Genomic DNA, 22,299 nt, shown 5'->3' with positions numbered 1-22,299 from the left:
GACACATGCACGCAGACCGTTCCCCTAATATGTCTTGCTCGCCGATGATCAAGCCGTCGCGCCGGTCGCTATTGCTGTCGCTGTTCGCGTTTTCGGCGGTTGGCATGCGGCTCGGCGACAACATCGTTAATGCGAAGGAAGCAAAACAGCTGCCCAAGCCGGACAATCTGCTCTCGCCGGATGCTGCGCTCAGGCGGCTGATCGAAGGTAATGACCGATTTGTCCAGGGCGCATCACGAGGCGACGATTTCAAGCGCGCGCGTCAGGTTTTAGTCGATGGACAAAATCCATATGCGGCGGTTCTGAGCTGCGCCGATTCTCGCATAGCGCCTGAACTTGCTTTTGACAGCGGACTTGGTGACCTGTTTGTCTGCCGCCTCGCCGGCAATTTTGCCAACGATGTCACGATCGCGAGCATGGAATACGCGGTCGCTGTGCTAAATACACCGTTGATTTTAGTACTCGGTCACGATCATTGTGGCGCGATAGACGCCACGATCAAGTCGCTCAACGACGACAAGCCGGCGCCGGGGCATATTCCATCCCTCGTCACTGCGCTTGCGCCTGCCGTTCGGAAATCGCGCCAGCAACCCGGTGATGCGTTCGCCAATGCCACCCGGCAAAACGTAATCGATAACGTCGAGAAACTTAAATCGGCGGGCCCGGTTCTGAACGCGGCAGTTGAGCAGAACAGACTAGAGGTCGTCGGGGGTCTGTACCGGCTCGACACCGGCAGGGTCGATCTACTGAACTGACCTGCACTTTCGCAGTCGTTTGAACCGCCCAGCACGGCTTCGGTTGCGTTCCGCAAAACTCACCCGTCCATCGGTAGATGCACCGGATGTGATCCGCTGCACAATTGACATACAGCTTCGGGACAGGACACCACTTTGTATGCGCGGGCTCTTTATCCTCCTCTTACTTTACGTACTTGTGTTGGCAACGCGCGGCCAGCACCCACACAATTCATGCCGCGACCGAACAGGGTCAATGCCTTCCGTCAATGCACTGGTCAACACAGTTGGCTGAAGCCGCAGAAATACGCTGCGATGGATGTCGGGATCGAAGCGGGGCTCGGCGACACCGGACAAATTTCATATCCTCGCCCGATCATCCGTTTTGGAACCGATAGAGATCGTTCCGTTAAGCCCCCCGACTCAGATCGGGCTGAAGATCACATACAGCAGAATTAGGATCACGACGGCGGTCCAGCCTGCTGATGTGAGGAACACTGTTGCTCGCGACGGCATCTGACGGTCTCTCCTGCATCAGCCAACGAAGCGACCGCCAATCTCGGAAACGCAGCATCGCTGAAACTGTAAGACCATACTTTGGATCCGCAATAAACCGGCAATTTTCGCGCGCGCGACAGTTGCGATCACGGGCTGGAACGCAGAATATTCTTCTGCGCGTCGCCTACATCCGTCGAGCCTGGCACTCAAGGATTGATGGACGTCCTGAGAACTTGTCCAACGAGCTGTAGTAGCTCTGCGCGGGTGCGCCTTGCCAATTTGAATTCCGAAGCGGGTGCGTCGGCAAGCACCTGTGAAGACCGTTTTGCCGATCCCGACATCAGCCTGGTCATCCTGCGCGGCCTCACTGCACGTCGCCCCAGGTCTCCTCGACCAACGCATCGATCATGTCGGATACATCATCTTGCCCGACGTTAAGTGTCAGCGAGATCCGCAACCGTGCCGTTCCCACAGGCACCGTTGGCGGCCGTATCCCGCGGATATCAAAGCCGCGCGCCTGTAGCGCAGAAGCGAGCCGCATCGCACGGGCGTTGTCGCCCACAACATAAGGAACGATTTGTGAATTCGAAGAGCTCGCGCGACCGCACACAGCGAACTGCCGATGTGCAAAGTCGATCAAATCGATCAGATGCCGTTGCCGGTCGGGTTCCTCCTGCAGGATTAAGATTGCCTCTCGCACCGCGACGGCCATTAGGGGTGACGGAGCGGTAGCGAAAATGAATGGACGGCACCGATTGACCATGAAGTCGCGCAATACGCCGGAAGCCGTGACAAGGGCACCCGCCGCGCCCAGCGCCTTGCCGCAGGTGTGGATCACTAAGAGATTTTCGCGCCCTTCATAGGGCGCAGTAAGGCCCCGTCCCTGCTCGCCGTAAACACCTGTGGCATGTGCCTCATCCACGACCAGAAACGCTTCATGGCGCTCGGCGATTGCGACCAGATCTGTAAGCGGTGCGAAGTCTCCGTCCATACTGTAGAGGCTTTCTACCACGATCCAGACGCGTCCCTTTCCGCCCCTGGCGCGCCAGTCGCCAATCGTGTCTTCGATCGACTGGGGGTCATTATGGGCGCTTATCCGGAACTCGGCTCGGCTCGCTCGTGCGCCTTCATGAATGCTAGCATGCACGAGCGCGTCGAGAACAAGCAAATCGCCTTCCTGCGGCAGCGTTGTCAGAACGGCAAAATTTGCGATGTAACCGCCGCCGAAGAACAGTGCTGTCTCCGTTCGGAAGAACCGCGCCGCATCCGCTTCGAGAGCTTCGTGCTCCTCACAATTTCCGCGCAGGAGCCGTGACCCACCGGCTCCGATCGGCGTTCCGGCATCGAGCGCGGTGAACAACGCCTTCTTCATACGGGGCGCACTCGCCAGCGCCAGATAGTCGTTTGAAGCAAAATCGGTCCCTTTGCGCGGCTTCAGGCCACGGAGCCGATCGTCTTCATTCAAGGCTTTTAGGGCCGAGACATAGCCATCAAGCGGCGTATTCATTGATCGAATTTCCTACCGCCCGCGGCAGCGCGCTACCGACCGAGTCTTCGTGGCACGGATCTCAGCTTGAGTCATGTCATCGACGCACGACAATTTGCAAGCAAATCGAAGCGCCGCTGGCCGAGAAGCACGGCACCTAAAGTCCATCGGTAATGGACTGCCCTCCGGCGAACAAGCCTCCTGCTCGGCCGAATCCCGCTTTTGGCCGTCGCGACCAAACGCACCAAGATCGCTCAGCGGCGCGACTAATCGTACATCTTTGACTTGCAAGCAGGCTCCCTCACCCAACGTCCGCCGAGAGAGTGAACCAGTGGCGGTGCGGGCCATTCCGCCCTCATCTAGCTATGTGGCAGATTGTGCTTCCTCATGCGCGCGCAAACTTTGTACAAAACGGACAATCGGAGCGCGTTTGCTCAGGGAGCATGATCTGATCGTATCAGGAGCGCACGTTCCGTACCGGAGCACTCGCGACACCATTGTCAATTCCAGCGCTTCAAACCATGGACCTTCATGACGCGCTGCGGCGTGACAACCTAACGATAATTGTCTAACCGACTTGCAAACAAGCTTCGGACCATCATGCTCCTGCCGGTTTTCACAACAATCCCACATGCACGTCGGCTCGAGATCGCTCGCAATCGCAAGATCGACCAGTTCGACAACGATATCGACGTCGTGGTCTATGCCGAATTCGACAACGAGACGGAAGTCGGAGCTCGTAAAGCGCATGGCCTATGCTAGGAGGCGATCAGGCTGGTACGACCACTCCGGGAGAAACGATTTGCGGCCGACTACGATGTGCGCACAGATACGCGCTTAGCCGCGGAAGAAGGAATGAGCCAGCTTGGCCGCCGCGCATGGCCTACGTGCGGATGTTAACCCGACGGTCGACGCCAAGAGTCTGCGCCACCCAACGGAGCGGCGCAATTCGATACCTGATGTCTGGCGGTGTTTGTTTTTGCCCCGCTTCCCGGTTGCCGATCACGGCTAGAAAGCGCGCCGGTGCCGGGAGTGCATCGACCTCAAAACCGGCACGGGTTTCGTGCGAAACGGGCGTGCGCGCTATCATCGTCGACGCGCACCACAAGGGCACGTTCTGAACCATCCGCGCCATGATAATCGAACGCAACGGTCGAGCCGTGCCGCAATGGCGGGCGCAAGCAGTGACAATTGCTAGTGCTCGATGCCGTTGGACGGTACAATGGGCTCTTACCTAGGGACCGCCCCGGACACAGGGGACCGGCGACATGTACCGGTACGTCGCACGCGCCAACATCGATCGCTATCTCAGCGTGCTCTACAGCGCGGATATCACCAACTATGAGCGACAAACGGTCACGAAGTTGCTGCTCGGCGAGTTGGACAAGCTCCGTCATGATCCCACGCAGCTTGAGTTTGCCGAAAAGCGAGCCGCAAACGGCCGCGAAAGGGTCAACCACGCCAGGCGACTTTGCGCATCTTATGCGCTCGGCACAACAGAGCGCGAAGAATCGGATAGGTTGTTAGCAGACGTTGAAAGTCTTCACATCCTGCTAGATGCTTTTATGGCGGCTTGCACGAATTCTCGCGGCATCCTAGCACGGCGATTTGATCGTAGATGACGCTAAGTGCTGCACGACATCGACTTGATCTTCGTCGTCAAGACTCACTCATAGCCAAGTTTGAATGGCGGAGATCAAATTTGCTCACTGCGGCTTTATCTCGTGAACCACGATCCGGGCGATGAAAATTCATCAAGAGAGGCACTTCAAGGCCGGTTTCATGCGTGAGCTGGGCCAAAATTGCATTCAAACATCGCGCTAACTGAAGACAATGATGGCATGAAAAGCTTCTCGTTGGCGAAATGGACCAAGAGCAGGATATGGCCAGTCATTTCTACCGACTGCTTTACCGATTCCGCATGCGGGCATATGCTGAAACATTGTTTCGGCGTAGCACGCACGAGAAGCAGGAAGGGCTGTGGCTGCGGTGCAGCCTGATGCGGCTTGGGAGCGAACTACGACAATCCAACCACCGGTCCAGCGCACCGTGTCAGCCGGTGCGAGATGCGGCCGAAGCTATCGTCAGACCCACCTGAGGACGCCGGACGTCGCGCTGCCGAGAGCGCACCGCGTTACAAGCAACAAGCGCTGTTGGAGCCGACCGTTGCGAGAGAGGATGGCATCGGCGTCTAGAACACCATAACAGGCGCGAGACGCCCCTGGCAGGAGCAAGCCATCATGTGATGGTCGTGCTGTCGGATGGCGCCGGCGGGACTGCCGGGTATCATGGCCACTTGTCGTCCCCGCATCACCATATGCGCTATTCCGCGCTGGCTGACTCTCGCTTGCCAGCCCCCGTCGCGGGCCCGAGCCGTTCGGTCGGATCGCGGCCCAATTTCGGCTTCAACTGTGCTAGTTCAATAAAGTCGTCTGCCTGCCGCCGAAGCTCGTCTTCGATCATCGGCGGCTGGATCGTATTGGTGGAGATGACGGTGACACTGACGCCGCGGCGCTGCACGGCCTCGACCAAGGAACGGAGGTCGCCGTCACCAGAGAACAGGATCATCTGGTCGATATGCCCCGCGAGTTCCATGGCATCGACCGCAAGCTCGATGTTCATGTTACCCTTCACTTTACGCCGACCGCTGGCGTCAAGGAATTCCTTGGTTGCCTTCGTGACGACGGTGTAGCCATTATAGTCGAGCCAATCGATGAGCGGACGGATCGACGAATACTCCTGATCCTCGGCAGTCGCCGTGTAGTAGAATGCCCGCAGCAACCGGCCCGCCCTCCGATACTCCTCAAGCAGGCGCTTGTAGTCGATCTCGAAACCAAGCGCCTTGCAGGTAGCGTGGAGGTTGGGACCGTCGATAAAGATGGCAAGCTTTTCGAATCGGGACATCACTGCTCCGGCTTGCAGAATGGTTGCGCGGGGCCGCGCAGGCTGTGAACTAGCCACTTACGAGGAGCTGGAGGGTCGGCGGCGAAGGGGCCTCTTCCAATGGCATGGGACGAGATTTCTATCGAGCTCATAACACCGGTCGCGTTTCTTATTCCATCGACTTCACATCATCGGCCCAAGGATCCAGCGGAGGCCTTTTCGAAGTTCTGTTGCTTGCCTGTGCCGGGTTCGCGTGCGAGATCCATCTTGTCGAACTCGCCGGTCGAAACGCTGCGCGCAGGCACAGCACTGCAATCAGCGTTATAGTTTGCACGAAGACCGTTGAGCGCAAGGATAAGTGCAACGGAGACCGCCACCGCGATCAGACCGTACTCGATGGAGGTCGCCCCAGTCTTGTTCGGCCAAAACCGCTGAAAAGCGAATGATCTCATGACAATGTCATTTCTGGCGCCCTCCGGGCCTGGAATTCTGCTGTAGCAATTCCGGTCACTCCCAGCCCTTATTGCTATGTCACGTGACGTTATCTTAAATCTTCACGACATGCGCTTTGAGGCGCACAGTCTCCTGCTTGCGCATCGCTCTTCCACTGCTCATCTGTCGTCCCCGATGATCTAGAGCGGCTCTGCCATGTCCGTCTGCCATGCCGGCAATGAATACCTCGATTCCCTTCGGCTGCGCTCGAACGAACTCAGTACGCAAGGGACGAACCAGCTCGTTTCCTATCCCCCGAGCGTCTCACGTGCACCTTCACCCGAGAATTGACCATCCCGAGCAGGTTTTGACATCATGACCCAGCCTAAGATCCCGCGCCTGGTCTAAATGCCGCCGTGGCACACTAGCGCAGCAATGCGGTCATCAGCCCCTCGCGAAAAGCGGATGCAGCTGCAGCAATGAACTCGGCATTTCGCGTCTAAATCATCCGGGCGGACCTCTCTTAGAGGCTGACTGATGCGCCGCCCCAAAAGAATCCCGCGAGATGGAGATGCGGTTCCTGGGAGCTAGTTCAGCTTCTCGCAATGCAGACCGTGTCCCGCTTAGAGGTCTCGCGCATTGTCCGCCTCGTACAAAACTGGGCATCTGCCAGCGAGCACAACCTCTCAACAAGAGCATACAACCAGCGTGCTGGAGCGAATAGGTATGAGGCAGGCTTTAAGTCATCCGATCACGATTAGAAAGCGATCCTACTGCGATAGGAGATTGCAGCACCGGCGATGGTGACTGTTCCTGTTTTCTGCGCCGCTGCCTTTGCTATCAGGCGCAAGGCGACAGAAGCAGTAGATCACTGTCAACCAAACGCGATCGAAGCATCTCATTTCACGACCATGCCAGGATCTGACGCGATATCGCGCCAGGAACACCCTTGTGATCCCTAGCAAGATCAAATCATGGTAGATTATCACGAGCTGATATGACCGATTCACCTCAAGCCCAGACACGTAGCGCCGACGGCATCACGGCGCCGCTGCGGCACGCGACCTTCAGGCGCATCTGGCTCGCGAGCCTCCTGTCCAATGTCGGTATCCTGATTCAAGGTGTTGGCGCAGCCTGGGCCATGACGCAGATGACGTCGTCGGCCGACAAAGTCGCGTTGGTGCAGACCGCGCTGTTACTGCCAGTGATGCTGATTTCGATGCCAGCCGGGGCGATCGCGGATATGTATGACCGCCGCATCGTGGCGCTGGTCTCCATTGGATTGGCGCTCGCCGGAGCGACCGGGTTGACGGTGATTGCCTGGCTTGGCTTGGCCACCCCAAACCTCTTGCTCATGCTATGCCTCGTTGTCGGCAGTGGCATGGCGTTGATGGGACCGGCCTGGCAATCGTCGGTTAGCGAACAAGTTCCCCTGGAAGCACAGCTGCCTGCGGCGATCGCTCTGAACGGCATCAGCTACAATATCGCGCGGAGCATAGGTCCGGCAATCGGCGGAGTCGTGGTGGCAACCGCGGGTGCAGTGGCCGCTTTCGCGCTCAACACGTTGCTGTATGTGCCGCTGATTATCGCTTTGTTGCTTTGGAAACGCATCAGCGCACCCTCACGCCTGCCGCCTGAAAGATTGAGCCGCGCGATGGTTTCTGGCGTACGCTATATCAGCAATTCGCCGTCGATCAAGATTGTGCTGATCCGTAGCCTGGTAACCGGCATCATTGGCGGTGCGATCACCGCTCTGATGCCGCTGGTGGCGCGCGATCTCTTGCATGGCGACGCGCAGACCTACGGCATCATGCTTGGCGCTTTTGGCCTGGGTGCGGTGGTCGGTGCACTGAATATCACCGAGCTGCGCAAGCGATTGAGCGGCGAGGCCGCGATCCGCGCCTGTGCGCTGTCCATGGGCGCGGCGATGGCCGCGGTTGCGCTCAGTCACGAGCCCGTATTGACCGCGGCGGCGCTCGTCCTGGCGGGAGCCGTATGGATGATGGTGTGGGCGGTATTCAACATTGGGGTGCAGCTGTCGGCGCCGCGCTGGGTGGCCGGACGCTCGCTTGCAGCCTATCAGGCGGCGAGCTCAGGCGGGATTGCCGTCGGCAGCTGGGGTTGGGGCCGTCTGACCGACGCGGCCGGCGTCGAAACGGCGCTGCTGGTATCGGCCGCCCTAATGCTTGCCTCACCACTCATCGGCCGCTGGCTGCCCATGCCCCGCATCGGAGCGCGGGGTGAGGAGCCTGAGCCGCTCGCCGACCCCGAGGTACGGCTCGCCTTGACCGGACGCAGCGGCCCGCTCGTCGTGGAGATCGAATACCGCGTTGCACAGGAGAATGCCAGAGCGTTTCATAGTGTTATGCAAGATGTGCAATTGTCTCGCCAGCGCAACGGCGCCTACGGCTGGTCGATCGCGCGCGACATTGCCGATCCGGAAATGTGGACCGAGCGCTATCATTGCCCGACCTGGCTCGACTACTTGCGTTGGCGGAACCGCTCGACGCGGTCGGAACGTATACTAGTACCCGGAATCAGAGCTGAGTGATACGGCGGCCTTTGAAACGGCGTTGACGGACCTTTTTCTTGGTCCAGACGAAGGGCTCGGCTTTGTCGTTGTACGCGTTGACGTAGGCATCGATGTGGTCCTGAAGCTGCTTGAGGCTTGTGAAGGAGGTGCCGCTGAGCGACTGCCCCTGCAAGATCGAAAACCATACCTCGACCTGATTGAGCCAGGACGCACTTGTCGGCGTGAAATGAAATTGCACGTTGGGGTGGGCCTTGAGCCAGTCCTCGTTCTTCTTGTGGGTGTTAAGGTTGTCGAGGATGACGTGAAGCTGGCGGCTCGGAAAGGCCGCGGTGAGGCTGTTCATGAAATCGAGAAACTCGACGCGGCGACGGCGTTTTGAATGCGTTGCGATGATCTTTCCGGTGGCGACTTCGAGCGCCGCAAACAATGTTGTGGTGCCATGCCGCTTGTAATCGTGGCTCTGGCCGGTCAAGGCGCGGCCATTGGGCAACTTCAGATAACCCTGCGCTCGCTCCAAAGCCTGGATCGAAGGCTTCTCGTCCACGCATAGCACAATGGCCTTCGCCGGCGGGGCGACGTAGAGGCCGACAACATCGGCGGCCTTGGCCGTAAAGTTCGGGTCGTTGCTCTCGCACCAGGACTTGCGAGCCGCGAGGTCAATCTTGTGGCTGCGCAGGAACCGCCAGACATATTGGACGTCAACATCGCCCAGCGCTCCGGCCAGCAGAGGACCGGTCCAGCGCGCAAACCCGTGCGGCGGCGGCTTATCCAACAGCTTCAGAATCCGCTTGTCGGTCGTCTTCGTATAGATCGGCTGCTTGCCCGGTCGCGGCTTGTCTTGCAGCCCTTCAAGGCCATGGTCGGCATAGCGATGCCGCCAAAGGCTGACAATCCGCGGCTGGACCCCAACTTCCTTGGCGATCGACCGGGTGCTGCGCCCGTCCGCCGCCAACAAGACTATCCGCGCCCGCTTCAAATCGCGCTGCAATGTCATCGGTGAGCGACAACACGCCTCTAGCACCTTGCGATCTTGCCTCGAAAGGCGGACTTCTCTTGCTTCGGGTATCATCCCGACCTTGAATCACGACTCACGTTCCAAGAAAAGTGGGTACTAGAGCAGCGGGCAATTCATTTCCACGTCGGCCCCGCGCCGATACGGGTCCGTCGTATGCTGGAAAGGCCGTTCGGCTCGGTACACTCGAACGACGATGCGACCGAGTACGCAGCTGGCGAAATGCGAGGGGAGATCGCAACCCCGACGAAGGCATTACGTAGCCGGCCACTCCGCCCAATCAAGTGACCCAGCCTGCTGGCAGGGGCCGGAACGCAGCAATCAACACTTCATCACACGAAAGGCGCCTAGCTGGACGCTCCTTGCCTTGCCCTCGCGAAAATCGACGAAGGCGTCAGGCCGACTAAGCGATAATCGCGCGACGATTTCCGTCAAGCGCAATGAAACGCTCGGGCTTTGTAAGCTCTTGTTCGACGCGCCTACTCGCGTACGGTGGCTTTGCTGTTGGCCAGCCGTACATCTCCCGATGGTCGCGTCACCAAGCTAGTCTAGCAATACGTTGTGCTCGCCTGCCGTCGGCGGCGCTTCCTTGGATGGTGGGCCCTCAGCTTCGCCCCGGGCGCCAAATCACCATTCGACGCTCGCCGCATAAGAGCTGTCTATTTCTGACGTTTCGAGCCTCCATCCGCCCCACTTCTTACGCCGAACTTCAACAGAATACCGCTGAATGATGCCGCAAAAATGCAGCATTCACCCGGACGACGCGGAAATAGCGCAACCAGAATCGCATAATTTGCTGTCGAAGCTCAAAGAGACGAGCTGCTGCTGCGCGTCTCTCCTTAGCTGCAATCGAGGGTGCGCTTCATGGGCAATCATGATCTTGTCTCCGGTAGCCTCCTTGTGCTGACCGCGACCAGCTTCGCACTACTCTGCTCGAGCCTGCTCGTCTTTGCCTTCATTTGAAACCGCGCTGGTTGCCTTGCGCGTGTTATCAAGGCGATCACGCCGTCGAGCATCAAGTGTTTCTGCGTCTCGAAAGACGATGATCGCGCACGAGCTGAACGACCGTCTCTCGTTTCGGCTCGATCGACCGCGTGGCTCAAGCGACGACGCTTCTGACGCGACGAGCCTGTACGTTACGGACCGATCTATCTCTTTCATAAACACCCGATTCAGCTAGTACCCACTTTTCTTGGAACGTGAGTCGTGATTCAAGGTCGGGATGATACCCGAAGCAAGAGAAGTCCGCCTTTCGAGGCAAGATCGCAAGGTGCTAGAGGCGTGTTGTCGCTCACCGATGACATTGCAGCGCGATTTGAAGCGGGCGCGGATAGTCTTGTTGGCGGCGGACGGGCGCAGCACCCGGTCGATCGCCAAGGAAGTTGGGGTCCAGCCGCGGATTGTCAGCCTTTGGCGGCATCGCTATGCCGACCATGGCCTTGAAGGGCTGCAAGACAAGCCGCGACCGGGCAAGCAGCCGATCTATACGAAGACGACCGACAAGCGGATTCTGAAGCTGTTGGATAAGCCGCCGCCGCACGGGTTTGCGCGCTGGACCGGTCCTCTGCTGGCCGGAGCGCTGGGCGATGTTGACGTCCAATATGTCTGGCGGTTCCTGCGCAGCCACAAGATTGACCTCGCGGCTCGCAAGTCCTGGTGCGAGAGCAACGACCCGAACTTTACGGCCAAGGCCGCCGATGTTGTCGGCCTCTACGTCGCCCCGCCGGCGAAGGCCATTGTGCTATGCGTGGACGAGAAGCCTTCGATCCAGGCTTTGGAGCGAGCGCAGGGTTATCTGAAGTTGCCCAATGGCCGCGCCTTGACCGGCCAGAGCCACGATTACAAGCGGCATGGCACCACAACATTGTTTGCGGCGCTCGAAGTCGCCACCGGAAAGATCATCGCAACGCATTCAAAACGCCGTCGCCGCGTCGAGTTTCTCGATTTCATGAACAGCCTCACCGCGGCCTTTCCGAGCCGCCAGCTTCACGTCATCCTCGACAACCTTAACACCCACAAGAAGAACGAGGACTGGCTCAAGGCCCACCCCAACGTGCAATTTCATTTCACGCCGACAAGTGCGTCCTGGCTCAATCAGGTCGAGGTATGGTTTTCGATCTTGCAGGGGCAGTCGCTCAGCGGCACCTCCTTCACAAGCCTCAAGCAGCTTCAGGACCACATCGATGCCTACGTCAACGCGTACAACGACAAAGCCGAGCCCTTCGTCTGGACCAAGAAAAAGGTCCGTCAACGCCGTTTCAAAGGCCGCCGTATCACTCAGCTCTGATTCCGGGTACTAGTCTCCAACTAAGATAGCCCTGTTCGTTGAGCTAGCGGGCGGTATGAGATTGGACGCGCAGCGATGGGCTGTCTGCCGATAGCTCCCGAACCGTTGTATATTCCTGCAGTACGAACCGTTGTCTCATCAAGTCAAGGTAGACTCCTGCTCTCACATAGCGGCGCAATCGAACGGTTCGATGCGCGACCGTCACTTTATCTCGGGCTGCTTCCTGCCACTGACCGCCGCGCGGTCGCCTTGCTCTGCTCAAGCTTGCTCGCCGCCGCGTTCACCCCTGTGAGGACTCCCCATGAAATCACTTAAGCTAATCGGCTTTGCACTTGGAGCATCGATTGTGCTATTCACCGCGGCATTGGCTGAGGAAATCACCATCGCCGTCGCTGGACCGATAACCGGGGGCGAGTCCGCCTTCGGTCGGCAAATGAAGAACGGCGCCGAGATGGCGGTGGAGCAGATCAACGCTTCCGGCGGCGTACTCGGCAAGAAGCTAGCCCTCGACATCGAGGACGATGCCTGCGATCCCAAGCAGGCGCGATCGGTAGCGGAAAAGGTCGCTGCCGCCAGGATCCCGTTCGTTGCTGGGCACTTTTGCTCTTCGTCATCGATCCCGGCCTCGGAAGCCTATGCGGATGGCGGTGTGCTGCAGATCACGCCGGCTTCGACCAACCCGCTATTCACCGAACGCAAGCTATGGAACGTGGCGCGCGTCTGCGGCCGTGACGACCAGCAGGGCCAGGTTGCCGCCCAGTATATCGCGAAGCAATTCAACGGCAAGAACATCGCGATTCTGAATGACAAGACAACGTATGGAAAGGGACTTGCCGACGAGACGAAGAAGGCACTCAATAAGGCCGGTGTCATTGAAAAGATGTACGAGTCCTACAATAAGGGCGACAAGGATTTCAATGCGATTGTCTCGCGACTGAAGCGTGACAATATCGACCTCGTCTATGTCGGCGGCTATCACCAAGAAGCGGGCCTTATCTTGCGCCAGATGCGCGATCAGGGCCTCAAGACCGTCCTGATGTCGGGTGACGCGTTGGCTGATAAGGAATATGCTTCGATTACCGGCGCAGCTGGAGCAGGTACGCTCTTCACTTTCGGGCCCGACCCACGCAAGAAGACGACGGCGGCTGCGATCGTCGATAAGTTCAGAGCCAAGAATATCGACCCCGAGGGCTACACGCTATATACCTACGCTGCGGTGCAGGTCTGGACGCAAGCCGCAACGAAAGTTGGCACCGTAGATCCGAAACAGGTGATGGACACGATTAAAGCGGGCTCTTGGGACACTGTGATCGGCACACTGCAATACGACGCCAAGGGCGACATCAAGCAGCTCGACTACGTCGTTTATAGGTGGGACGACAAAGGTGGCTATAGCGAGACTAACCCGACCGCGTTCTGACGTATCTTAGTGCAAGATATCAAAGTTAGCGTCCCCATGGAGGTAGGACGGGGATCAATCTCGATCGATCGATTGCTCCAAGGCAGCAAGCTGCCGCCGGAACAAATTGAATGTCTGCGGTCAGCGTATGCTCGGACAATGCGCTCGCTCCGCTTGGTTGATCGAGACGACCCTATCGCCGAAATCGTCGCAAAGAAGGTCATCGAGATTGGCACAAGCGGGGTTGGCGATCCAGCAGACATATCAAAGCGCGTCATCGAGCAGCTCGGTGTCCGCAAACCGCCATCGGTCTAAAGCGAGCGCCGCGCATATGCGCAGTTTGGATCTAGTTTCCGATCGATGCACAACCTGCACCGGTTCGACGCCTCACGGGCCGGACTCAATTGAAGCTGATGACTTGGCCCAACGCAGACGTTTAGCGGCGGCACGAATAAGGCGTCCCTTCGCCGGACTGTAGTCACCGGTTTCGGCTTATGGAGAGTTTCGGCTATCAGGCCACGCGACGCGCATTAGCTCGGGCGCTTCGTTCCACGAAAAAGTTCGACCGGAAATTGAGCGGCCCCGCCTCGGGGAAACAAGGCGGGGCCGCTCCCCCTCCCCCTGGGGCCGCCGCGCTGCGGATCACAGCGGAAATCGTCTAGTTGCCGTCCTCTGTCACATATGATCACACGCCCAAGCGATTCACCTGGATTGCGGCTTCCGGTCCTCGCTACTTTCCGCGACGTGCCGCAAGACGAGCTGAGAAAGCTGCACTACCAGATTCTTGAGACGCGCTATTTCCTGCCTGCACCGCGCCAACTCTCGTTCTTTTTCTGTCACTATCGACACTTCGGAGCGGTCCCCGGCCGCATGGCTCATGCTGGACCTCATTTCGAGTAGGTGATCACGAGCGACGGCTCAAGCACATCCTTCGCTTGGATTGTACTGGAGTCCCGTATTTTTACGCCGTTAAACACGGTACGCTGCGGTCGGACGATCTCGCTACCTCGGCTCAGTGTGCCATTGCGGTCACAGATCCGAGCATTCCGTACAGAATCTTGGCGGGCATGACGGCCAACACGATCGAGCAGAAGCGCCGCCTCCCTTTCTTATCTGCGCGGCTTGAGCTCGTGGGCTGCTGGACAATGGTCGTCTTCATGTCCCCGTCATGCAGCAAGACGTCGCCGATGCATGCGGCCTCTCGACTGCGCAAGCGAATCGGACGATCCCGGAGCTTAGGCGTAGGGAGCTCATTGAATGGAACGGTCATGCTGTTGATTTTCTGCGAGATCGAATTACTGGGGGAATTCCGCGCTCATGCTTCCTGCGCTGAATTTCTTTGGCCGCCGCTTCGTATTCTTCGTACAAGCAAATCAACAAGCGCACGCCAGTTCCGATCCGTACCGACGCTATTCGACCTGCAGCCGCGTTCGCTCGGCTGTGCTTTCTGGAACCACTTGAGCGTGATTACAGCGTGCGCGACCTAACCTGCGGTCGCAAAGCTTCGTCGCTGCAGTGATCTGTGCGGAGACTCCACAAACCGCGCTGGTAAAATCTCCAAGCGCTCACGTGGTACAAGCACAGGCACATAAGCAGAATATGGCATGCACTGTTGCGGCAGCTCGCGGATTGATTAGCTGCCTGTTAGAAATCGGAGTTCAGATTTTAATGGCGCGCGCCGCAGCTCAAACAACTTGATTCGTACCTAGCGTCACGTTGTAGCATCTCAAAGCAGGACGCGAGGGGCCTCGGACAAGCCAGCGGGGCTCCTCCGCCAGAGGCGCGACAACGACACCTAAGCGGTCGACTTTGCTTTACGAGGATCGTCAAGAACATATCGATAAGATGAGTGGCGTCGAGGATAGATGATCCCGGGCTGTCGGCGCATTGGTGAGTATCGCCTTGGTAAAAAAGGAAACAACGCCAGACCGACATCAATCCTTTTGTGATTAGAAATTTGCGGTGAATGCATCACCGCAAATAACCGTCGGCAGCCCTCCCTCTGTCGACGCGAGCTGGCGCGACGCTTAGCAGCCTCGTTCGCCCAGACTGACTTCCGCCCGGCCCTCGAATGAGGCCGGGCTTTTTTCCGATAAATGCGCAGCTTTGCTGTTCCAGCTAACCCCCGTCTGATGATTGCTAGAAGTTTAGGAGACAACAGTCCTGGTGGCCTTCGAAATGCTGCCCGCATGGCCTTTGTGACGCTTAACCCAAGTAGCTCGCGAGCGCCCGCAAATCGTGCAGACACGTTTGCTCACCCACGTCAGCTACACAGGTTAGGTGGATCGGACAACCGCCCGACCTAACCATCTGTAATATTTACGCGGTAGTGGCTTGGACGGCCTTGAATCGTACGTAGCGTCACATTGTACGATCTCTCGGTCGTTCGCGATGATACTTGGCAGATGATACCCGGCAGATGATCATTGGCAACCGAGCCAAGCCGCACTGTATAGTCTGGGGCAATCGTGCAATGCCGTGCGTTCATCGTTGGCTATGGCAGTTATCTGGGACAGCCGGTCACTGATCAATAGGGCTCTGATTGCGCATCGTCGATATTTGTTGCCAGAGGTGGGATAGTGACGGCCGATATCGTTGATGTATGCGTTGTCGGGAGTGGTGCCAGCGGCTCGACCGTGGCCTACGAGATCGCCCAACACGGTTTGCGAGTGCTCCTTCTCGAGGAAGGTCGGGCGCTTCCCCCCGGCGCCTCGCTGGCGAGCGTCCAAGATGGTATGGATACCGCCCTAGTAAGGTCTGCGGCAGGTACGTTGACGTCGTTTGGACGTCCCTGGACTGTGCGCGCGCTCGGCGGCGGAATGACTTTGTATGCCGGAATAGCCTTCCGCTATCGGACCATCGATTTCGATGCGCGAGCGCATGTAGCCGGAGACGCGCTTGACCCTACCTGGCCGATCAACTACGCCGAACTACGCCCGTTTTACGAGGAGCTAGAACGGCGCATGGGAGTGGCCCGCCTAGCCGGAGCGGACCCATTCGAACCACCGAGCGATCCTCCCGTTCTGCCCCCGCATGATTACAGCGCGAAGGGGCGGTTGATCGCCGATGCCGGCGGACGCTTAGGCCAGCTGCCTTTTCCCACCCCGTTGGCAATCAACTCCGTACCCTATCGCGGCCGGCCAGCCTGTGATTGCGACGGACCTTGCAACGAACACTCGTGTCCTACCGGCGCGAGGGCCGACGCACGTTCGCCGTTCACAGATGTCGCCCTGCCGCCCGGCGCGCTGACGGTTGCAGTCGGCAGCAAGGCTGTACGCATCGATCTGGCCAACGTCAGCCGCGCGGATTCGGTGGAATGGCTGGACACCCTCAGCCGACAACGTGCGCGGGTCCGCACCCGCTGCGTGGTACTCGCCGGAAATGCAGTGCAGTCTGCCGCGCTACTGCTAAGATCGGCTCAGCGGGCAGCGCCCAACGGCATCGGCAACGCCTCCGGCATGGTCGGCAGTGGCATCTCGTTCAAAATCAGCGGCTACGTGTCCGGTAGCATCGCAATAGATCCGATGTCCGCGCGCCCGCCCGGTGGCCCATTCTCCACCGTTGCGATCTCTGATCACTACCTGGACGAGGAGGCTCCTTCGGGGCTCGGCGGAATGATCTACGAAGCAAGTCGGGTTGAGCGCACGGACCACGACGGAAAGATAACACTACGGTTGCATTTCCTGGCGGCCGACCAACCCATGCACAGCAATGCGGTCCGACTGGCTACCAGCCTGGATCGGCTGGGTTTGCCGAAGATCATTCTCGATTACTGTACCCATCCGCTGGACAAACGCCGATTAGGCTATTTGTGCCGACGCGCGTCGAACTTGCTGGCGGAGGCCGGCGTGAAACAAGTCGATTTTCAGGATTCCAACTATCAGTTCGGCAGCGGACATCTGCATGGCGGCTGCCGTGCCGGCGTCGACCCGACACAATCCGTGGTCGACCGCTGGGGCCGGGTGCATGACATCGACAATCTCTATGTCGCGGATGGCGGCTTCTTTCCCTATTCCGGAGGCGTCAATCCGACATTCACCATTCAGGCGAACGCCCTGCGGATCGCTCGAAGAATAATCACGCAGCTCACCTAAGGGCATGATTATCAAACGGAGACGGCTGATGTCGATCGCCACCCCGACTGCAACCGTGGCCGCGACCGACGCGCACAGATCAGCACTGCGCCGCGCATTGCGCGTCACCGCGTCGGAAAAATGGGATCTCAACAGGCGCTTTCCGGTCGTCATGACGCGCGCTTCGGGTGCGCATGCATGGGACATCAATGGACGGCAATATGTCGATTTCACTTCCTGTAGTGGTGCCGCGCCGCTCGGAGCCGGATACGAGCCGGTCTTGGCGCACGCCGTCGCCGAGATGCGCCGCACCGGCGGCGTATTGCCCGGGCCGCTATCCGTGCACCGGGTTGAACTGGCCGAACGGTTGGCGGAGATCTTCCCGGTGGCGGAACGCTCAATTTTCTTCCGCACGGGATCGTGTGCGACTACCGCCGCCGTCCGCCTTGCCCGCGCATTCACAGGGCTGAACCATGTGCTTACCAGCGGATATCATGGCTGGCACGATTGGCAGTTGCAGGACCGACCAGAGATGGGGCTACCCAATCGGGACCGAGACAGCGTGGATTTCCGCTACAACCTGGACTTGCTCGACGAGTTGGCAAGCGTCCAGCGCGTCGCCGCGGTGATCGTCACCCCCGAGGTCAACTTCTTCCCGCCCGAATACCATCAGGAACTACAGAGGCTGGTGCATCGGCACGGCGCCTTGCTCATCCTTGATGAGGTGATGACCGGATTCCGCTATGGCATTGGCGGCTACCACGTAGCGGTCGGCCTCACGCCCGATCTGATCACGCTGAGCAAAGGACTGGCCAATGGAATGGCGTTATCCGCAGTCGCGGGTCGCGCGGACGTACTAGCCGCCGCCGAGAAGACATACCTGGGCAATACCTACCAGCGCGAGGTTACCCCGTTTGCGGCCGCACTGAGCACCCTACACGCGCTGCGCGACGGGATCTTGCTGGCTCGGATGCGCGAGGTTGGCAAGCAACTGATCAAGGGGCTCAACGAGGTCTTCGTCAGACAGCAGGTCGCGGCATGGGCATTCGCCTGGCCGACTATGTTCGATGTCGTATTTGCCAACCCCGAACTTGGCCACGCCTTTTTCCAGGAGATGTGGGCCCGGGGTTTCCTCATGCAGTACGGTGGCCGCTTCATGCCATCGGCGGCGGTATCCGACGCCGATGTGCAGGCGGCTGTCGAGGCCGCTGGAGAGGCCCTGCCGGCGGCTCTGTCCCGTATGGAGAGCACCGGCGGCGACGGGGATCCAGTCGCCGCCGCTGTACGGTTCGCCAGGGATCATTTCGTGGCCACCCCGGGAGCGGTCAGGCGCTGGTTCACCGGACCCGTCTGCGGATGAGCAGGCATTTTCCAACCGAGAACACACCCATGCCGCTGCCCAATCCATTTTCCACATCGCCGGTGCTGCTCGGCGGCGAGAACCGCTCTGGCACCACATTGCTGAGCATCGTGCTCGATTCGCATCTGGATCTGGTAGCCGGTCCGGAGATCGACTTCCTCGAACCGCCCAATCTCGGTCCGCACATCTTGAGCGCGATCGACCTGCTGGCGGCCGGCGATTCCCGTGTCGTGGGCATGACCAAAAACACGGTCGATCCGTTTTGGTATGACGGGGTGCATTTTGTGGTCCAGTGCCGCCGGTTCGGCCTCGACTTCGATGATATGCGTGGGTTGGTCAGCAAGGTGATGGTCGAGATGGGGGACGACATTGTTTCGTTCGCCGCCCGATGCCGCCTTATCAACGAGATGGGCGAGTTGCGCCGAGCTCGTAGTGGGGCCCGGCGCTGGGGCTTGAAACTGCAGCGCAAGATTGCCCACACCGACGCCTTCGCCCGGCAGTGGCCGCGCGCACATTTCGTGCATATCGTGCGGGACGGCCGCGACGTTGCCGCCTCTCATCTGAAAACCGTCCCTGATTGGGGATACCGAACTGTTGCCGACGCCGCGCGCGGTTGGCTGGAAGTGGTATCCCAGCCACATAAAATCGCGCCGCCTGGCCGCTATCTCGAGGTGCGTTACGAGGATCTTGTAGGCAGTCCCCGTCCCACCCTGGCCCGAATCCTGGATCACCTCGGCTTGCCTTGGGATGAGGCCGTGCTGCGTCACGCTGAATACGAGCACGTATTGTTCGAACAACCGCACGGCCATCCGGCCGCCGAGGCTGCGGGGAAGCCGCTGCACCGAGGCAGGATCGGTCGTTACGTCCAAGATCTGACGCGAGCCCAGATCGAGGAATTCGAGCAGATCGCCGAAAGTGAGCTGAGCCGACTTGGGTATCTGTCGGCTCCCCGCCTGTCTGGCGACGCGTGAGCCGCCCGCGCTGTTCCGCCGCGCCTCGTGGACTGCCACGAAGCTATCTTGCGCTGCTCGTCGGCCAGACCATTTCGCTGCTGGGCTCTAATGTAACCTTGCTGGCGCTGCCGCTAACCGCAATCACGTTGCTGGACGCGGGACCGGCGCAAACGGGGCTGCTGTTGGCCTGCGGTCGAGCGCCGTACCTGGTGGTGAGTCTGTTCGCCGGGGTCGTCGTGGACCGCCTCCCGCATCGGCGGATCCTTTTGACCGCCAATCTGGTGATGGCGGCGACGCTGGCCACAATTCCCTTGTTCGCCAACCTTGGACATCTTGGACTGGTTCAGTTGTACACGACGAGCATGCTGGTTGGGGTTGCCGCAGTGATCGCTGACGTGGCTTATCTGGCGTGCATACCCACCCTGCTAGATCGCTCACAGCTGGTTCGGGCACAGAGTTCATTGGAGCTCAGCCAAGCGGGCGCGATGGCAGCAGGTCCGTTCCTGGCCGGTTGGCTCGTCAACGAATTCTCTGCCCCGACCGCAATACTGGCGGACTCGATTTCATTTTTGCTTGCCGCCGCGTTGCTGTCTCTGGTGCCCCTGCGTAACGCTGGGTGCTCGGAGGCCGCGCCGAGAGCAGTGCTCGGCCAAGTCGCCGAGGGTTTGGTAAGCCTGTTCGGCAATCCGGTTTTGCGGGCAGTCACGTTGGCGAGCGGCACATTCATCTTTTGGCACAACGCGTATTCTGCGGCGTTTCTGCTGCATTTGACCAAGGATCTCGGGTTTGACAGCCGGCTCGTCGGCATGGCGCTCGGCATCGGTGCGCTTGGCGGTGTGGTCGGTGCGGCTAGCTCACCGCGGGTGGGCCGGGCGATCGGCCTCGGCCCAACTTTAATGATCGGTTTGGCGGTGAGCGCCGGCGGAATGAGCTTGGCGGCCCTGCTCACCCAGCCCTGGTGGGCCGCAGTGGCATGCGTGACCCTCTCTCAATTCATGCTGTGGATCGGCCAAGGGATCTACAACGTGCAGCAGGTTCCCATTCGATATGCGTTGGCCCCGCCGCACTTACAGGGCCGGATCAATGCGAGTATCCGCAGCGTGGTGTGGGGACTGGCCTCATTGGGGGCGCTCGCCGGCGGCGCGGTCGCTGCTGCGACGAGCCTGCGCACCACGTTGCTCGCGAGCAGCGTGCTTGGCATGGCCTCCATAGTGTGGATTTGGCCGCTGCGCCAGGCGCGCAGCTTGCGTCTATGACCGCGACGGACTGGCTCATGGACATCAAAGAATTTGGCGATCTTGATCGGCAGCCTGGGCGGCTAATGGTTTGGCGGATCAACGTCACCGAGCCGATCAGCTGGCGGGCTGACCCGCGCCGCCCGTCCTATGTGCAAGAGGAACATCTTCGCTCTGCGGACGATGGCCGACCGGGCTGGCTCGGCGCAGCATTCGAGTTGCCAGGCGAGCTCAATGCCGCTGCGCTGACCAAAGCGATCCTTGGCTGGGTCGATCGGCACGAGGTATTACGCAGCCGATTGGCCAAGGATGGATCGGCAATGCGTCGCGCCACGATTGATCCAGGCGCTGCAGCGCTTGAGCAAACCGTGGTGAGTGACTGCGCCGATAGCGGCGAAACTGCTCAGCTGCTCGAAAAACTGTTTGACGCGGAGACCAACCCGCTGCGCTGGCCGGCGTACGTCTTCGTGACGATCAGCCGGCCGACATCCACGAGCCTCCTGCTCGCCTCCGACCACTCTGTTAGCGATGCCTACTCGATGGCCTTGGTACCGTATGAGATCCACGAACTGTACACAGCCGCGATCCGTCGAGTGGAACCCCAGCTGGCGGCGGTGCACAGCTATCTGGATCACGCCGAGGCCGAACGAGAGCGATTGACCGATCTAACCGATGACCATCCTGCTATCTGCCATTGGCGCGAGCTGATCGCGGCGAACGGCGGTCAATTGCCGGACTTTCCGCTATCATTCGATACGCCGGAGAAATCCTTGCAGCGGAGCGGAAAAATGTGGCTGCTCGATGCGGCTGGCGCATGCGAATTCGATCGCGGCTGCAGGTCCCAGGGCGGAAACGCGGCGACGGGAATTTTCGCCTGTCTGGCGCTGGCAGGAAAGACACTGGCGAACCAACGACAATTCCACGCCGTTGCACCCTTTCACACCAGGTACGATCTGCGATCGATGCGTTCGGTTGGATGGTATGTCGGGATGAGCCCGGTGAGCTTCCGGGTGGCCGATACGTTGCCGGAAATCCTGAACGCCGCCCGGTTCGAACTCAAACGCGCCAAGAAAACGGCTCAGGTGCCATTTTCAAAGGCCATGGAGCTGCTCGGCACCACACTGCGCGACCGTTTCATGGTATCCTATATGGACAATCGGACGGTGCCCGGATCGGACCGCTGGCCCCATTGGCGGACGCGATTTCTGATTAGCCGTAGCTCCGATGCGTGCGAGACATACCTATGGATCAGTCGCTGGCAGGACGGAATTTCCGTGAACTTCCGCCACCCTGGTACAGCCACCGCGCGAAGTGCGATGGACAACTATCTTGCTGAGGTGGCCGCGCAGGCCCATCTGATCAGCGGCGCCCGTCCGCTACCGCGGCTCTCAATCGACTGACAGGATGGCCGAGA

Annotated in this window: 15 protein-coding genes and 1 pseudogene; 12 read left to right on the top strand and 4 right to left on the bottom strand. The window is 59.5% G+C overall.

Annotation, left to right across the window (positions count from 1 at the left end; all coding sequences use genetic code 11):
* The first annotated feature begins 5 nt into the window (after positions 1 to 5).
* A complete protein-coding gene (locus ACE10X_RS11675; RefSeq protein ID WP_233475711.1) occupies positions 6 to 755 on the top strand; it encodes a carbonic anhydrase in 750 nt (249 codons plus the stop codon).
* Positions 756 to 1,596: 841 nt separating this feature from the next.
* Here the strand turns inward: ACE10X_RS11675 and ACE10X_RS11670 are convergent.
* The gene (locus tag ACE10X_RS11670; protein ID WP_016842069.1) at positions 1,597 to 2,739 is read right to left on the bottom strand and encodes an 8-amino-7-oxononanoate synthase; all 1,143 of its coding nucleotides are present in this window, start codon (positions 2,737 to 2,739) and stop codon (positions 1,597 to 1,599) included.
* A gap of 579 nt (positions 2,740 to 3,318) precedes the next feature.
* On the opposite strand from ACE10X_RS11670, the gene ACE10X_RS11665 reads away from it, so the two are divergent.
* On the top strand, positions 3,319 to 3,480 hold the full coding sequence (locus tag ACE10X_RS11665) for a Dabb family protein (protein WP_016842070.1): 162 nt from the start codon (positions 3,319 to 3,321) through the stop codon (positions 3,478 to 3,480).
* 506 nt (positions 3,481 to 3,986) lie between these two features.
* Positions 3,987 to 4,340, top strand: a complete 354-nt coding sequence (locus ACE10X_RS11660) for a hypothetical protein (RefSeq protein WP_016842072.1) — start codon at positions 3,987 to 3,989, stop codon at positions 4,338 to 4,340.
* Positions 4,341 to 5,040: 700 nt separating this feature from the next.
* On the opposite strand, the gene ACE10X_RS11655 is transcribed toward ACE10X_RS11660, so the two are convergent.
* A complete protein-coding gene (locus tag ACE10X_RS11655; RefSeq protein WP_016842073.1) occupies positions 5,041 to 5,622 on the bottom strand; it encodes an NYN domain-containing protein in 582 nt (193 codons plus the stop codon).
* A 167-nt stretch (positions 5,623 to 5,789) separates the two neighbouring features.
* Complete coding sequence (locus ACE10X_RS11650; RefSeq protein WP_016842074.1) at positions 5,790 to 6,053, bottom strand: Flp family type IVb pilin; 264 nt, start codon at positions 6,051 to 6,053, stop codon at positions 5,790 to 5,792.
* Between the two features lie 977 nt (positions 6,054 to 7,030).
* Here ACE10X_RS11650 and ACE10X_RS11645 point away from each other — a divergent pair.
* Positions 7,031 to 8,560, top strand: a pseudogene (locus ACE10X_RS11645) (MFS transporter); the annotation flags it as partial.
* A 10-nt stretch (positions 8,561 to 8,570) separates the two neighbouring features.
* On the opposite strand, the gene ACE10X_RS11640 reads toward ACE10X_RS11645, so the two are convergent.
* On the bottom strand, positions 8,571 to 9,635 hold the full coding sequence (locus ACE10X_RS11640) for an IS630 family transposase (protein ID WP_038380919.1): 1,065 nt from the start codon (positions 9,633 to 9,635) through the stop codon (positions 8,571 to 8,573).
* Between the two features lie 1,165 nt (positions 9,636 to 10,800).
* On the opposite strand from ACE10X_RS11640, the gene ACE10X_RS11635 reads away from it, so the two are divergent.
* The 8 genes from ACE10X_RS11635 to ACE10X_RS11600 all read left to right on the top strand — a co-directional run bounded on the left by ACE10X_RS11635 (position 10,801) and on the right by ACE10X_RS11600 (position 22,285).
* Complete coding sequence (locus tag ACE10X_RS11635; RefSeq protein WP_038380919.1) at positions 10,801 to 11,865, top strand: IS630 family transposase; 1,065 nt, start codon at positions 10,801 to 10,803, stop codon at positions 11,863 to 11,865.
* 301 nt (positions 11,866 to 12,166) lie between these two features.
* Positions 12,167 to 13,285 (top strand): branched-chain amino acid ABC transporter substrate-binding protein, encoded by a 1,119-nt coding sequence (locus ACE10X_RS11630; RefSeq protein ID WP_026192388.1) that lies wholly within the window; start codon positions 12,167 to 12,169, stop codon positions 13,283 to 13,285.
* A 1,147-nt stretch (positions 13,286 to 14,432) separates the two neighbouring features.
* Positions 14,433 to 14,597 carry a hypothetical protein gene (locus ACE10X_RS11625; protein WP_253592502.1) on the top strand — a complete coding sequence of 55 codons (165 nt, stop codon included), beginning with the start codon at positions 14,433 to 14,435 and terminating at the stop codon, positions 14,595 to 14,597.
* A 1,246-nt stretch (positions 14,598 to 15,843) separates the two neighbouring features.
* A complete protein-coding gene (locus ACE10X_RS11620; RefSeq protein ID WP_080583617.1) occupies positions 15,844 to 17,358 on the top strand; it encodes an FAD-dependent oxidoreductase in 1,515 nt (504 codons plus the stop codon).
* Positions 17,359 to 17,386: 28 nt separating this feature from the next.
* On the top strand, positions 17,387 to 18,697 hold the full coding sequence (locus tag ACE10X_RS11615; RefSeq protein ID WP_196238238.1) for an aminotransferase class III-fold pyridoxal phosphate-dependent enzyme: 1,311 nt from the start codon (positions 17,387 to 17,389) through the stop codon (positions 18,695 to 18,697).
* 29 nt (positions 18,698 to 18,726) lie between these two features.
* Positions 18,727 to 19,668 (top strand): sulfotransferase, encoded by a 942-nt coding sequence (locus ACE10X_RS11610; RefSeq protein ID WP_253592503.1) that lies wholly within the window; start codon positions 18,727 to 18,729, stop codon positions 19,666 to 19,668.
* Positions 19,665 to 20,906, top strand: coding sequence for an MFS transporter (locus tag ACE10X_RS11605; RefSeq protein ID WP_240536984.1), 1,242 nt, complete (start codon positions 19,665 to 19,667; stop codon positions 20,904 to 20,906). Before ACE10X_RS11610 ends, ACE10X_RS11605 begins: the two co-directional genes overlap by 4 nt.
* 17 nt (positions 20,907 to 20,923) lie before the next feature.
* Complete coding sequence (locus tag ACE10X_RS11600; protein ID WP_233475763.1) at positions 20,924 to 22,285, top strand: condensation domain-containing protein; 1,362 nt, start codon at positions 20,924 to 20,926, stop codon at positions 22,283 to 22,285.
* The last annotated feature ends 14 nt before the right edge of the window (positions 22,286 to 22,299 follow it).

The sequence above is a fragment of the Bradyrhizobium sp. Pha-3 genome, from assembly GCF_042258325.1.
Taxonomy (GTDB): Bacteria; Pseudomonadota; Alphaproteobacteria; order Rhizobiales; family Xanthobacteraceae; genus Bradyrhizobium; species Bradyrhizobium elkanii.
This window is presented reverse-complemented; position numbering and strand designations above follow the sequence as displayed.

What these genes read in the sequence shown, in the direction of transcription:
- ACE10X_RS11675 (WP_233475711.1), top strand. Translation starts at nt 6, where the DNA reads ATGCACGCAGACCGTTCCCCTAATATGTCTTGCTCGCCGATGATCAAG.
- ACE10X_RS11670 (WP_016842069.1), bottom strand. Translation starts at nt 2,739, where the DNA reads ATGAATACGCCGCTTGATGGCTATGTCTCGGCCCTAAAAGCCTTGAAT.
- ACE10X_RS11665 (WP_016842070.1), top strand. Translation starts at nt 3,319, where the DNA reads ATGCTCCTGCCGGTTTTCACAACAATCCCACATGCACGTCGGCTCGAG.
- ACE10X_RS11660 (WP_016842072.1), top strand. Translation starts at nt 3,987, where the DNA reads ATGTACCGGTACGTCGCACGCGCCAACATCGATCGCTATCTCAGCGTG.
- ACE10X_RS11655 (WP_016842073.1), bottom strand. Translation starts at nt 5,622, where the DNA reads ATGTCCCGATTCGAAAAGCTTGCCATCTTTATCGACGGTCCCAACCTC.
- ACE10X_RS11650 (WP_016842074.1), bottom strand. Translation starts at nt 6,053, where the DNA reads ATGAGATCATTCGCTTTTCAGCGGTTTTGGCCGAACAAGACTGGGGCG.
- ACE10X_RS11640 (WP_038380919.1), bottom strand. Translation starts at nt 9,635, where the DNA reads ATGATACCCGAAGCAAGAGAAGTCCGCCTTTCGAGGCAAGATCGCAAG.
- ACE10X_RS11635 (WP_038380919.1), top strand. Translation starts at nt 10,801, where the DNA reads ATGATACCCGAAGCAAGAGAAGTCCGCCTTTCGAGGCAAGATCGCAAG.
- ACE10X_RS11630 (WP_026192388.1), top strand. Translation starts at nt 12,167, where the DNA reads ATGAAATCACTTAAGCTAATCGGCTTTGCACTTGGAGCATCGATTGTG.
- ACE10X_RS11625 (WP_253592502.1), top strand. Translation starts at nt 14,433, where the DNA reads ATGCAGCAAGACGTCGCCGATGCATGCGGCCTCTCGACTGCGCAAGCG.
- ACE10X_RS11615 (WP_196238238.1), top strand. Translation starts at nt 17,387, where the DNA reads ATGTCGATCGCCACCCCGACTGCAACCGTGGCCGCGACCGACGCGCAC.
- ACE10X_RS11610 (WP_253592503.1), top strand. Translation starts at nt 18,727, where the DNA reads ATGCCGCTGCCCAATCCATTTTCCACATCGCCGGTGCTGCTCGGCGGC.
- ACE10X_RS11600 (WP_233475763.1), top strand. Translation starts at nt 20,924, where the DNA reads ATGGACATCAAAGAATTTGGCGATCTTGATCGGCAGCCTGGGCGGCTA.